Source organism: Litoreibacter sp. GN1-5 (assembly GCF_055693805.1).
In genome coordinates, this window is record NZ_JBVFUP010000001.1 from 2,113,667 (window position 1) to 2,125,231 (window position 11,565).

Sequence of the window (11,565 nt, forward strand, 5' to 3'; positions counted from 1 at the left end):
GCAAATACTTACGGAATGTAAACTCTTCCGATCTAGCGTTTTGTCAGACGCAAGAATTGCTCGGGCTGCCAGATGAAAAACGACAATCAGCTAGCACAAATTTGGTGTTTTGTGGCGATGGTTCTCATAGGACTGTTGCTACTTGTGTTTGAGGCACAAGCGACACCCACGGTCTCTGCACAATGTGATCAGGCAGCGGGGCGCGCGGCACAGCTTGAAGGCGTACCAGTGCCGGTGATGATGGCAATCACACGCACGGAAACCGGCAGAACCAAAGGTGGTGAGACACATCCTTGGCCGTGGACAGTGAATTGGGCCGGAAAAGGATTCTGGTTCAAAACCCGTAAAGAGGCGGAACGATATGCCTCACAAAAGCTGTCGGAGGGTCATCGTAGCTTTGATACAGGGTGTTTTCAGATCAACTACCGTTGGCATGGTCAGCATTTTGCATCCGTCGAAGCAATGTTTTCACCTGACGAAAACGCGCTTTATGCCGCCAAATTTCTGAAACAGCTTTATGGGGAATTCGGCAGTTGGTCCAAAGCAGCCGGAGCATACCATTCCCGTACCAAGCAATATGCTACGCGATACCGCAAACGGTTTGATCAATTCCGCGCTGCTTTGGAAACACAGGACATCCCCCCTGAGATACATACACGATCAAAGGAAGATCGCCCTGATCCGACCCACAATACCTTCCCGCTTTTACGCGAAAGCACGCAGAGCCCGCGAATGGGGTCTTTGGTGCATATCGCCGATGTGGAAGGCCGGCCTGCGCCATTCATAGATTTCTGGGTCGGTGATCAACGTGAATAACCTTACCGTCCGGGCAATTTTTCAACCGACAGTGCTACTTGCACTGGCTCTGATGGCAATCATCATCATGATGATCCTGCCGATGCCAGCATGGGTGCTGGATATTGGCCTTGCGGCCTCTTTCGGCCTGGCCATCCTGATCTTTACCGTCACATTATTTCTGGACAGACCGCTTGATTTTTCGGCGTTTCCGACGATCCTTCTTGCCTCTTTGATGCTTCGACTGTCGCTAAACGTATCTTCCACAAAGCTGATTATCGGCGAAGGCCATAACGGCACCGCCGCCGCTGGTGACGTCATCGAAGGGTTCGCCAATTTCATCATGGGTGGCAGCGTTTTTATGGGGCTGGTGGTGTTTTGCGTCCTTCTGATTGTGAATTTCATGGTCATCACAAAGGGGGCTGCACGCATGGCTGAGGTCGGCGCCCGGTTTGCGCTGGACGGCATGCCCGGCAAACAACTGGCGATCGATAGCGATATGGCAGCTGGAGCAATTGATCATGCGGAAGCCAAGGCGCGCCGTGAGCGCGAACAAGCCGAGACAACTTTCTTCGGGTCTCTGGACGGAGCCTCGAAATTTGTCAAAGGTGATGCTGTTGCAGGTCTGCTGATCACCCTACTGAACCTCGTGATGGGGCTACTGATTGGCATCACCATTCACAATATGCCTATTGGCGAGGCGTTTGAAACCTATGCAATCCTGACGGTCGGGGATGGGCTTGTTACGCAGATCCCTGCCGTTATTATTTCAATCGCATCAGCTTTGCTTCTGGCGCGCGGCGGCACCAGTGGGGCAACTGATATTGCACTTCTCGGCCAACTTGGTCGCTATCCAGCGGCCCTGGCGACCGTTGGCGTCTTGATGGTGTTCTTCGCTCTTGTTCCCGGCCTGCCGTTCATTCCCTTTGTCATTGGTGGGCTGGCATTGTTGATCTGTGCCTGGATCGTGCGTAACGGCCCGGTTGAGGAGGTCGAACCGTCAAAGGAAATTGCACAGATCGATGCGACACCGCAGAAATCCATGGGCGATATCCTTGATCTGGATGAAATTCATGTGGAATTCGCGCCCGATCTTGTCGCCATGGCATTGGATCCGGCCACAGGTCTGGAAGCCCGGATCAGCAATATGCGCACTCATGTCGCAACCAGTTTTGGTGTCGTGCTGCCCGAAGTGCGCTTGACGGATAACGCCGCGCTGCCTGCCGGCAGCTACAGCATTCGCATCCATGGTGTGGAGCAAGCACAGGATCAACTGAAACCAGGCCGTATTCTGGCATTGCTGCCCCCGAACGAACCAACGGTTCTGGAAGGTGAGCTTGTGAAAGAACCAGTCTACGGAGCGCCAGCAAAATGGATCGGCCAGCAAAGCCAGGAAGAGGCCGCAATGGCGGGCTGCACCGTCGTTACATCGACCGAGATTCTTGCGACGCACCTGTTAGAGATCATCAAGCGAAACCTGTCTCGCCTGCTATCGATGCGATCTTTACGGCGGTTGCTGGACGAATTCACAAACCTGTCTGATGAGACCCGAAACGCTGCAAACCAGCGGCTGCTGGACGACCTGATCCCTGACAAAGTCTCGATGGATACCTTGCTTCAGGTGCTGAGGTTGTTGCTGGATGAACGCGTCTCTATCCGGAATTTCCCGCTGATCCTGGAGGCCATTGCCGAAGGTCGCTCAAGTTATGGAACGGCCGATGGTCTTTGCGAACATGTACGCCAGCGCCTTGGGTTCCAACTGGTCGCAGAAATGCGGCGTGAGGATGGTTCGCTGCCACTCATACAACTTTCGCAGGATTGGGAAGACATCTTCCAGCAATATCAGATCGAGAGCGAGCATGGCGGTGACGTCGCCCTGCCCCCTGATCAGTTTAACAAGCTTGCCTCAAGCGTTTCCGAAAAACTGAACAAGGCGGGCGAGAAAGGTATTTATCCCGCCATTATCGCATCTGTTCAGCGCCGCAGGTTTCTTAGGACAGTCTTGTCGGCTAAGGGTATCTTGGCCCCGGTGCTGTCGTTTGAAGAAATCGCGCAGGATGCAAAACCCTCTGTTGTGGGCCTTGTCGCACCGTGACGGCAGAGCTCGCGCAATTGTTTGGCTTTGCCGAAAATGCCGTATGGATTTGTGCGCTTGTCTTTTTGCGCATCGGGGCTGCTATCGCCCTATTGCCTGCCTTCGGCGAACAAGCAGTGCCTGCCCGCATAAAACTGGGCGCGGCCATTGCCTTTGCGTTGATCGTAACGCCAATCGTCTGGGACCATGTGAGCCAGAAACTGGAAGATGGGTTCTGGATATTTTTGGTAGCGTCCGAAGTGGTTGCGGGCCTAAGCCTTGGTATTCTGTTTCGTCTGTTCATTATCTCGCTTCAAGTGGCCGGCGCGATTGCCGCCCAATCCACGTCGCTCTCGCAACTGTTTGGCGCAGGCCTTGGGGCAGAGCCGCAACCGTCTTTCAGCACCTTACTAGTTGTCGCCGGATTATGTTTGGCGGCAATGGCAGGCTTGCATGTTCGGGTCGCCGAGATGCTTGTGTTTTCCTATGAACTTTTTCCCAGCGGGCAAATGCCGCTCAGCGCCGATCTGTCAGAATGGGGCGTGGGCAGGATAAGCTATGCTTTCTCGCTTGGCTTTACGCTGGCAGCGCCGTTTGTTCTGGCGTCCGTCATTTACAACCTTGCACTTGGGGTCATCAATAAAGCCATGCCGCAACTGATGGTGGCCTTTGTCGGCGCACCCGCGATCAGCCTTGGCGGTCTTGTCTTGTTGATGGTTTCTAGCCCGATCATTCTGTCTGTCTGGCTGAAGGCGTTTTTGTCTGGTGTCGATGTTTTCGGGCCAAGTTTCTAATGAGCGCAGAGGATGATAGCGCCGAAAAGTCACATGAGGCGACCCCAAAAAAGTTGGAGGATGCGCGCAAGAAAGGTGAAATCCCGAAAAGTACCGACATCACAACAGCAGCATCCTATCTCGGGCTTATTATTGCCCTTGCGCTTGCCGGACCACAGGCCATCGACAGCATTGGCCAAGCCAATGCGCAGCTGGTCTCGAAGGCAGATAGGATTGCGCAGACTGTGTTTGACAGAGGTGGCTCATGGTTTATGGCCACGTTAATGCGGGATATGATTTGGGGCCTGCTACCGCTGTTCGGATTGCCGGCATTGGCCGTTTTGCTTTCCCTGATTGCGCAGCGCGCTTTTGTATTTGCCCCAAGTAAAATCGAACCGAAGTTGAACAAAATATCCCCCATTTCAGGGGCCAAGAATAAGTTTGGCAGCAAGGGTATTTTCGAATTTCTGAAATCCACGGTCAAACTGATCCTGATCTCGGCGTTGCTAGGATGGTTCATGATGGGCCGTCTCGATGACCTGATGAGCACTGTCGCCATGAGCTCCAGCCAGACCGCAGGGCAGATTGGCGCTATGCTGGTTGAATTTCTGATGCTTGTAATGGTCGTGACGCTTGTGATCGGCGGCGTCGACTATCTTTGGCAAACGGCGGAGCACCTGAAAAAACACCGTATGTCGCGCAAAGAGGTACAGGACGAGGCCAAGCAATCCGAAGGTGATCCGCAATTCAAGCAGACACGCCGCCAACGGGCCTATGATATTGCGATGAACCAGATGCTGGCGGATGTCCCAACCGCTGACGTGGTGATTGTGAACCCAACCCATTATGCCGTGGCGTTGAAATGGGACAAGGCCAGTGGTGGTGCCCCGGTTTGCTTGGCGAAAGGTGTTGATGAAATCGCGGCTCGCATCCGCGAGGTGGCAGGACAATCCAATATACCAATTCACAGCGATCCGTCAACCGCGCGCGCTTTGCATGCAACTGTTGAAATAGGTCAACAAATCCTGCCCGAACATTATCGCACTGTGGCAACAGCCATTCGCTTTGCGGAAGATATGCGCAAGAAAGCTAAGCGTTGAACATGACGAAGCGGTCGAAAGAACAAAAGCTTCTCGCAATTCTCGAACTGAAATACGAGCGTGCGCAAGCAGACTTCAAATCTGCCCGTGACAAGGTTCAACGCATCGAGGCTGAAATCGCGCGACTTCTGGCGTGCAAGATCGACATATTAGACGTAGATGCCGCTATCGATTTGAAAAACGCAGCGGCTCATAGGCTCTGGCAGGAAAAGAAGCACCGCAATATGATGATTTCGCTGGCCGCCGCGATGGCAGATATGGGCGATGCAAAAGAAAAACTGAGGATTGCATTCGGCCAGAAACAAGCTTTCAGCCGCGCTTTAGCCACCCTTTGAGCGGTCAGCCGTCCTGTCTGACAATATCGGTGATTAATACATTCGTAATTGTGTCACCAACGACATGATTGGCCGATTCCAGCAAAGCATAGCGCAATGCATCCAGCGTAGGGCTGGCAGTAAACGCCCCGTCGAAGCCACCTGCATAGGCATGATCAAACATGGCCCGCAGGAAAGCATCGCGTAGTTTGGGTTCTAGATTATAGATCGTCTCGGTATTTGCAGGTTTGGTCTCAAGACTAATCGACAATACGACAAGCGACCTGACGCGTTTACCCTCGACGACCGGTATAACGAATTGATTGTTGATTTTAACGAAGGTCAGCTCGCCATCTTCTTCGTAATCCTTTTTAGTTTCTGGCGCGCTTTCACTGTGGTTTTCTTCTTCCGACATAAGCTCTTCTTCAGGCGGAGGCGGGCGCAGGAAAAACCCTGCACCACCACCAACTCCAAGGCCAATCAAAGCAAGCAAAATTGGAAGAAGCTTTCCCATAATATTTAGAACGGTAAAATGATGTCAGCGACCTGCTGACCGTATCTGGGTTGCTGTACTTCGGTAATCCGACCACGACCGCCGTAGGAAATACGCGCGGCGGCCATTTTGTCATAGGTGATCTGATTTTGCCGTGAAATATCGGCAGGCCGGACATAGCCCGAGACAAGCAGTTCGCGCAGCTCGAAATTCACCCTGACCTCTTGTGATCCCTGAATGCTTAGAACGCCGTTTTGCAAAACGTCAACCACGGTTGCAGCCACACGCAATGTCAGCTTTTCCTTGCGTTGCACGGATCCGTCCCCAGAGGATGAGCTGGACGAATTGGCAGACACCGCATCATCCAGCGACGCGCCATCTGGCAGAATATCATTCAGCCTTTGCGGTATCCCAAGAAGCGACGGAATCCCCAATTGTTCCTTCCCCTGCCGTGAACGGCTGGAGCTGTTGGAGATCTCCGCGCGGTCATCGATTTCGATGACGACAGTCAGGATATCCCCCGCACGTGACGCACGTTGGTTGCCCAAGAGCGACTCTCGCCCGGCCCGCCATAGCGAGGCTTCCTCGGTCGCAACTGCCTTCGTAGCACTTTGCGGAATGGGTGTTCGCATCATGGCAAAATGCTCATTGCTTTGCTGAGGTGGTGTAAAGCTTGGAGCCTTTCCAACTTCATCCAGCTTGGCGCAACCACTTGCGCAGAACGCAATGAAAAGGGCAGTCATAATCGTCTTGTTTTTCAATAGCATTTTCTTTTCCACTTATTGTCCAACGCGCACAGCGCCTGTCATGTCAATTCGTCCTGAAACAGTATTGCGGGACGCAAGGTTGAGAACGCGCAGGCGTTCCCCTACACCACCGCGATCAAGGGCGCGGCCTTCGGTCATAATCACCAAACCACCTGTCTGAAAAATCAGAGGGATGATCTGATTGCGTTCTACCAACGCGGGCGGGCCAACATCCGCGGGTCGGATCGGACGGCCAGCATAAAGGATGTTGCGCGCCTCAAGCCCTGCGACAAGGGACGGATCACTGACCATTCCCGGGACGGTTTCGCCAATAACATTCAGATCCGCCATTTTGACAATCGTATTGGCCCGGATTGTCCGGTTCGCAACAACCGTATCCGCATGGGCCATCTGCAAATCAGGCGAGAGCGCCAGCAAAGCACAAACAAAAAAGCGCGCGAAACTCATCATCGGATCTGCGTCGTCGCGCCAAGCATCTGGTCGGCGGCTGTAATGACTTTGGCATTCAGCTCGTACCCGCGCTGCGCTTCGATCAGTTCAGTCACTTCGCGCACAGCATCAACGGACGAGATCTTCCAGAAAACCATGTCGGAACGTCCCCAAACCATCTGTACCTGCATCGCCCACCAAAGCAGGGCCAGAGGCCCCGGTTTCAGTGAAAAGGTTGCTGCCAATGGCTTCCAGACCCTTTTCATTGGTGAACCCGGCAAGGGTCAATTGGCCCAGCAATTCGGGCTCTACCCGATCAATGAAATAGGCGTAAATCTCGCCATCTGCATTAATGGAAATCGAGCGCGCATCTTCTGGAATGGTTGTGTTGGGAACCACCGGAAATCCGTCAGAGGTCACAATCAGGCCATCGCCAGTACGCTTCAAAGCCCCATCACGCGTGTAGGCAGATACCCCTGATGGAAGTGTGACTTCAAGATACCCACGCCCCTCGATCGCCACATCCAGATCGCCGCCTGTCGCCGATAAGGCCCCTTGCGCAACGTTCACAGTTACAGCGGTCGGGCGAACGCCAAGACCCAGCTGAACACCCGCGGGAACCAATGTTCCATCGGCTGCATTAATAGTGCCCGCCCGTGTCATTTGCTGATAATGCAGGTCAGCAAATTCAGCCCGACGCGTGTTGTAGCCGGTCGTAGACATATTGGCGAGGTTGTTGGAGATGACCTCAACCCGTGTCTGCTGCGCGGCCATGCCTGTTGCCGCAATTTGCAATGCTCTCATCTTGATCCTCTCTACTAACGACCCACAAGTGCCATGATCGACCGCAAGCGCTCATCCTCGCGCTCAAGGAAGGATTGACCCATCTCATAGGCGCGCTGAACTTCGATCATGCGGGCAATCTGCCCAACCGGGTCTACGTTTGAACTTTCCAGAAAACCTTGCAAAAGCGCGCCGTTTTCTACCGGAACCAGCTCACTTTCTGTTTTGAACCTGACACCGTCCTCACGGGTTAAATCCAACGGATCAGCAGGTTTCACCAAGGCAATCTGAGTAATCGGATTGCCATCAGCGCTTAGCGTGCCATCTGGCGCAATATTCACTTGCCGCGCATCACCCGGCACAAAGACGGGCGCACCGCCGGCATCCAGCAACGGATATCCATTCGGTGTAACCAGATCACCCTCTGGCGTGGGGATAAACGCACCGGCGCGGGTCAGACGCACGCCGGCTGGGGTTTCAATCTGAAAATAGCCCTCGCCTTCAATTGCAAGATCAAACTGACCGCCCGTCTTGGTCATCGCGCCTTGGCGCGCATCCGTTTGGTGCGCACCGGCCACTGCCATAGAGACCGAAGCATGATCCGCCCCAAGCCTTTGGACATGCTCGGAAAAAACAACGCCTTCTGACCTGTAGCCTGTCGTTGCAGCGTTCGCCACGTTATTGGCCACAACCTGCATTTCCTTCATCAATCCGGATTGGCGCGTCAGTGCGGTATAGATCGAATTGCTCATTCTCTTATCCGCCTGCAACCATTGGGATGATCCCATCCGCCCAGAAATTGGTAAGCGTGCGGGTCATGAAAGCCATCGACACCCAAAAAACGGCAAGCATTGCCGCGACCTTTGGCACAAATGTCAGGGTCATTTCCTGAATCGACGTCAGGGCTTGGATCAAACCAATCGCCAACCCGACAACCAGTGCCACACCAAGGATTGGCGCCGAAATGACAACCGAAATCCAGAGCGCCTGTCGCAAGACATCGAAGAATTCAGCCTCGGCCATCATTAGACGGGCATCCTCAGAATTTCTTGATACGCTTCGACCACTTTATCACGCACGGCAACTGCGGTTTCGACGGCAAGTTCTGTTTGTGCCAAGGCTTCAACCAATGCATGCGGGTCAGCGCTGCTCAACATGGCAGCCTTTGCCGTATCTTCCCCATTGCGCAAAACATCTGCGAAACTCTGGGCTGCGGACCCGAAGGCCTGATCTTCTTTCCCCGGTGTTGGCTGGGTTGCAGGTTTTGCCGCACCATAAGCCCTTGCGGCGAAATTTGAGCTGATATCCATGACGTGTCCTTTTCCCTAGCGCCGCAGCAGATCAAGCAGCGACGACGACATCTTGCGTGCCTGTTCAAACATTTTCAGATTGGCTTCATAGCTACGCTGCGCCTCGCGCGCGTCAGCGATCTCGATCATCAGATTGACGTTGGAACCCTCATAATACCCGCCCTCATCAGCCATCGGATGGGACGGATCGTACAGGCGGGGCAATTCTGTCTGATCCAGCCGCACATTCCCAAGGCGTACTTCACCGGCGCTATCGGGTTTCTGCATCATCTGCTCAAAGCTGGCTGCTTTCTTGCGATAACCCGGCGTATCGGTATTGGCGAGATTTTCAGACACAAGACGCAAACGGGACGCCTGCGCCCGCATTCCGCTTGAGGCCACGCTAAGAGTTTTGCTCAAATCACTCATGCTTCAACCTCAGCGCCCACGACCAAGGCTGGTCTTCAGAATTGTCAGAGAGCTTTGATAGATTGCCAGAGCACGAGAATGCTGTCTTTCCGCTTCAATGGATTGGAAAATTTCTTCCTCAACCGAGACCGTATTGCCGTTGGGTTTTGATGCCGCATCGGAATTGAGCATAGCTTCAAAATGTGCGGCTTGCGTGCTGGACGCCATATGCCCTGGCCGGGTGGTTTTCAGATGGCCAGATCCCGTATTCTGCTGAGCGACGTCAGCAAAGCTTGCCATAGTCTTCGCTTTATATTCCGGCGTATCGGCATTCGCGATATTTGCCGCTACAACAGACTGACGCGCAGCCGCGTGGGTCGCCATTGCCTGCGCCGTGCGGAAGATTTCTAGGTTCTGGAACATCGGGGCTTCTCCCTCGATTAATATCTCAACCAAGTCTTAAGAGTGATTCCTTTAGAAAGTGTAAGCGCACCAAAAAGGAACTTTGCTTAATGCCCGTATCCAGCTTTGCCCCCCTTGAAGCCGAAGTCAGGGGAATGTCTCTTGTCGAACGCACCGGCTTTGTCACCGGGACAGATGGCGGCGTTCTGCAAGTATCCGGGCTGTCCAAAATCGCGCGTGTTGGCGATCTGGTCCGGATCGAAGGAAAAAGCAGCGCAGTTCTGGGGGAAGTTCTGTCCCTGAATGCAAGCAGGATCAATGTGCTGCCAGCGTCCGGATGTAGTGGTTTTGCCTTGCGCGATAAAGTGCATCACGTTGGCGGGTCAGATATTTCACCAGACCACAGGTGGCTGGGTCGCGTTGTGGATCCTTTTGGGAAGCCATTGGACGGCAAGCCTCTGTTCAAGGGGCTGAAGCCATTCCCACTGCTCACGCCGCCCCCTGCTGCCGCCAGCAGACGCAGGTTGGGAAAGCGTTTGGAAACCGGGCTCTCGGTGTTTAATACATTCCTGCCAATTGTGCAGGGGCAACGCATCGGCCTCTTTGCAGGTTCTGGCGTTGGGAAATCGACACTTCTAGCTGATCTTGCGCAAGGCATCGAAGCGGATGTTGTAGTAATTGCCCTGATTGGTGAGCGTGGACGCGAACTACGCGATTTCGTTGAGGATGTGTTAGGCTCCGAAGGTCTGAAACGCTCAGTCATTGTTGCTGCCACATCCGATCAATCGCCCATGATCCGCCGACGGGCTGGATGGTCTGCGATGGCAGTGGCCGAGTTTTTTCGTGATCAAGGGCTACAGGTTCTATTTCTGGCAGACTCGATCACCCGCTTCGCCGAGGCGCATCGAGAGGTCGCTGTTGCCAGTGGTGAGGGCGCATCCCTGCGCGGCTTTCCCCCGTCCACAAGTCAGACCATCATGTCGCTTTGCGAACGCGCAGGGCCCGGACCAAATGGCAAGGGCGATATAACCGGTATTTTCTCGGTGCTTGTGTCAGGATCAGATATGGAAGAACCCGTCGCAGATATCCTGCGTGGCGTATTGGACGGGCATGTTGTCATGGATCGTAAAATTGCAGAGCGCGGGCGTTTCCCGGCAATTGACTTGCTACGCTCCGTCTCTAGAAGTCTACCAACAGCAGCATCGAGTGATGAAAATCAGATATTGTCACAAGCCCGTATGCTGATGGGTATCTATGCGGACGCTGAGATGATGATCCAGGCAGGGCTCTATGCTCAAGGTGCTGACCCACAAATCGACTCTTCCATCATAGCACGTCCCAAGCTGGAAGCCTTCTTTGCGAGTGCGGAAACACAAGATACAGACGCAAGTTTCGCAGCATTGAAAAAATGTTTGCCGCAGGTCGACGAAACATCAAACAAAACTGACATGTCGCCTGATTCACAACTTTAAGGCTACTGAAACACCAAATTCGCATTCACAGTTTCGTGAAATCACGCTGTCTGTGCAAGGTTTTCGTGGTTTTCGCACAGATGCACAGAGGCCGTTCGCCCATCGGCTATGTGATCAGTGTTTTATCCCGTAGGCATTATCAAAACCGAATGTCTCGAAAGCCTGCCAATGAAACGAAACGTATTTGCCCTCATCCTGTTCAGCGCCATCACCTCTGCAGTGATGTCTGCAATTGTATGTGGGGTAATGACTTACAAAATGTCAGGTCTGTCAGCGGCCTTCGCCCATATCTGGTTCGGCGGTTGGACAACCGCATGGCCTGTTGCCTTTATGGTAATCCTAATCATCGGTCCTATCGCGCGCAGACAGGTTTACAAAGCTTGCAGATGCCCACTGGAAGCCACAGATGACACGCCTGCAATAGAAGCGCAGACAGCATCAGGCAGATTGGGCTAACGTCAAACGG

At 53.6% G+C, this 11,565-nt stretch carries 15 protein-coding genes and 1 pseudogene; 7 read left to right on the plus strand and 9 right to left on the minus strand.

Going from position 1 to position 11,565, the window contains the following annotated elements:
• The first annotated feature begins 72 nt into the window (after positions 1-72).
• Genes ACZ1HF_RS10550 through ACZ1HF_RS10570 form a run of 5 tightly spaced genes read left to right on the plus strand, consistent with a single transcriptional unit; the run spans position 73 to position 5,077 of the window.
• Entirely contained in the window at positions 73-816 is a 744-nt protein-coding gene (locus tag ACZ1HF_RS10550; RefSeq protein ID WP_472657459.1) for a transglycosylase SLT domain-containing protein, read from the plus strand.
• Entirely contained in the window at positions 809-2,890 is a 2,082-nt protein-coding gene (gene flhA / locus ACZ1HF_RS10555) for a flagellar biosynthesis protein FlhA (RefSeq protein ID WP_472657460.1), read from the plus strand. The genes ACZ1HF_RS10550 and flhA overlap by 8 nt, the downstream gene beginning before the upstream one ends.
• On the plus strand, positions 2,887-3,663 hold the full coding sequence (locus tag ACZ1HF_RS10560) for a flagellar biosynthetic protein FliR (protein WP_472657461.1): 777 nt from the start codon (positions 2,887-2,889) through the stop codon (positions 3,661-3,663). The genes flhA and ACZ1HF_RS10560 overlap by 4 nt, the downstream gene beginning before the upstream one ends.
• Positions 3,663-4,742 (plus strand): EscU/YscU/HrcU family type III secretion system export apparatus switch protein, encoded by a 1,080-nt coding sequence (locus ACZ1HF_RS10565; protein ID WP_472657462.1) that lies wholly within the window; start codon positions 3,663-3,665, stop codon positions 4,740-4,742. Before ACZ1HF_RS10560 ends, ACZ1HF_RS10565 begins: the two co-directional genes overlap by 1 nt.
• 2 nt (positions 4,743-4,744) lie before the next feature.
• Positions 4,745-5,077: a hypothetical protein gene (locus ACZ1HF_RS10570; protein ID WP_472657463.1), complete on the plus strand. Its 333-nt coding sequence runs from the start codon at positions 4,745-4,747 to the stop codon at positions 5,075-5,077.
• Between the two features lie 4 nt (positions 5,078-5,081).
• On the opposite strand, the gene ACZ1HF_RS10575 is transcribed toward ACZ1HF_RS10570, so the two are convergent.
• The 9 genes and pseudogenes from ACZ1HF_RS10575 to ACZ1HF_RS10615 all read right to left on the minus strand — a co-directional run bounded on the left by ACZ1HF_RS10575 (position 5,082) and on the right by ACZ1HF_RS10615 (position 9,648).
• Complete coding sequence (locus ACZ1HF_RS10575) at positions 5,082-5,570, minus strand: flagellar basal body-associated FliL family protein (RefSeq protein ID WP_472657464.1); 489 nt, start codon at positions 5,568-5,570, stop codon at positions 5,082-5,084.
• A 5-nt stretch (positions 5,571-5,575) separates the two neighbouring features.
• A complete protein-coding gene (gene flgH, locus ACZ1HF_RS10580) occupies positions 5,576-6,316 on the minus strand; it encodes a flagellar basal body L-ring protein FlgH (protein ID WP_472657465.1) in 741 nt (246 codons plus the stop codon).
• Between the two features lie 12 nt (positions 6,317-6,328).
• A complete protein-coding gene (flgA, locus tag ACZ1HF_RS10585) occupies positions 6,329-6,763 on the minus strand; it encodes a flagellar basal body P-ring formation chaperone FlgA (RefSeq protein WP_472659029.1) in 435 nt (144 codons plus the stop codon).
• A pseudogene (gene flgG / locus ACZ1HF_RS10590) lies at positions 6,763-7,549 on the minus strand (flagellar basal-body rod protein FlgG). Before flgG ends, flgA begins: the two are co-directional and overlap by 1 nt.
• Positions 7,550-7,563: 14 nt before the next feature.
• Complete coding sequence (locus ACZ1HF_RS10595) at positions 7,564-8,280, minus strand: flagellar hook-basal body complex protein (RefSeq protein ID WP_472657466.1); 717 nt, start codon at positions 8,278-8,280, stop codon at positions 7,564-7,566.
• A 4-nt stretch (positions 8,281-8,284) separates the two neighbouring features.
• Entirely contained in the window at positions 8,285-8,551 is a 267-nt protein-coding gene (locus tag ACZ1HF_RS10600; RefSeq protein WP_472659030.1) for a flagellar biosynthetic protein FliQ, read from the minus strand.
• Positions 8,552-8,553: 2 nt separating this feature from the next.
• Positions 8,554-8,838 carry a flagellar hook-basal body complex protein FliE gene (fliE, locus tag ACZ1HF_RS10605; RefSeq protein ID WP_472657467.1) on the minus strand — a complete coding sequence of 95 codons (285 nt, stop codon included), beginning with the start codon at positions 8,836-8,838 and terminating at the stop codon, positions 8,554-8,556.
• A 15-nt stretch (positions 8,839-8,853) separates the two neighbouring features.
• A complete protein-coding gene (gene flgC / locus ACZ1HF_RS10610) occupies positions 8,854-9,246 on the minus strand; it encodes a flagellar basal body rod protein FlgC (protein ID WP_472657468.1) in 393 nt (130 codons plus the stop codon).
• A gap of 9 nt (positions 9,247-9,255) precedes the next feature.
• Positions 9,256-9,648 carry a FlgB family protein gene (locus ACZ1HF_RS10615; protein ID WP_472657469.1) on the minus strand — a complete coding sequence of 131 codons (393 nt, stop codon included), beginning with the start codon at positions 9,646-9,648 and terminating at the stop codon, positions 9,256-9,258.
• A gap of 89 nt (positions 9,649-9,737) precedes the next feature.
• Here ACZ1HF_RS10615 and ACZ1HF_RS10620 point away from each other — a divergent pair, with 89 nt between their 5' ends.
• On the plus strand, positions 9,738-11,099 hold the full coding sequence (locus ACZ1HF_RS10620) for a FliI/YscN family ATPase (protein WP_472657470.1): 1,362 nt from the start codon (positions 9,738-9,740) through the stop codon (positions 11,097-11,099).
• Between the two features lie 168 nt (positions 11,100-11,267).
• Positions 11,268-11,555, plus strand: coding sequence for a DUF2798 domain-containing protein (locus ACZ1HF_RS10625; RefSeq protein WP_472657471.1), 288 nt, complete (start codon positions 11,268-11,270; stop codon positions 11,553-11,555).
• Positions 11,556-11,565 lie beyond the last annotated feature (10 nt).

Bases quoted from the DNA above. Each gene is read 5' to 3' on its own strand.
- ACZ1HF_RS10550 (WP_472657459.1), top strand. From the start codon at position 73: ATGAAAAACGACAATCAGCTAGCACAAATTTGGTGTTTTGTGGCGATG.
- ACZ1HF_RS10565 (WP_472657462.1), top strand. From the start codon at position 3,663: ATGAGCGCAGAGGATGATAGCGCCGAAAAGTCACATGAGGCGACCCCA.
- ACZ1HF_RS10570 (WP_472657463.1), top strand. From the start codon at position 4,745: ATGACGAAGCGGTCGAAAGAACAAAAGCTTCTCGCAATTCTCGAACTG.
- ACZ1HF_RS10575 (WP_472657464.1), bottom strand. From the start codon at position 5,570: ATGGGAAAGCTTCTTCCAATTTTGCTTGCTTTGATTGGCCTTGGAGTT.
- flgH (WP_472657465.1), bottom strand. From the start codon at position 6,316: ATGCTATTGAAAAACAAGACGATTATGACTGCCCTTTTCATTGCGTTC.
- flgA (WP_472659029.1), bottom strand. From the start codon at position 6,763: ATGAGTTTCGCGCGCTTTTTTGTTTGTGCTTTGCTGGCGCTCTCGCCT.
- ACZ1HF_RS10595 (WP_472657466.1), bottom strand. From the start codon at position 8,280: ATGAGCAATTCGATCTATACCGCACTGACGCGCCAATCCGGATTGATG.
- ACZ1HF_RS10600 (WP_472659030.1), bottom strand. From the start codon at position 8,551: ATGGCCGAGGCTGAATTCTTCGATGTCTTGCGACAGGCGCTCTGGATT.
- fliE (WP_472657467.1), bottom strand. From the start codon at position 8,838: ATGGATATCAGCTCAAATTTCGCCGCAAGGGCTTATGGTGCGGCAAAA.
- flgC (WP_472657468.1), bottom strand. From the start codon at position 9,246: ATGAGTGATTTGAGCAAAACTCTTAGCGTGGCCTCAAGCGGAATGCGG.
- ACZ1HF_RS10615 (WP_472657469.1), bottom strand. From the start codon at position 9,648: ATGTTCCAGAACCTAGAAATCTTCCGCACGGCGCAGGCAATGGCGACC.
- ACZ1HF_RS10620 (WP_472657470.1), top strand. From the start codon at position 9,738: ATGCCCGTATCCAGCTTTGCCCCCCTTGAAGCCGAAGTCAGGGGAATG.
- ACZ1HF_RS10625 (WP_472657471.1), top strand. From the start codon at position 11,268: ATGAAACGAAACGTATTTGCCCTCATCCTGTTCAGCGCCATCACCTCT.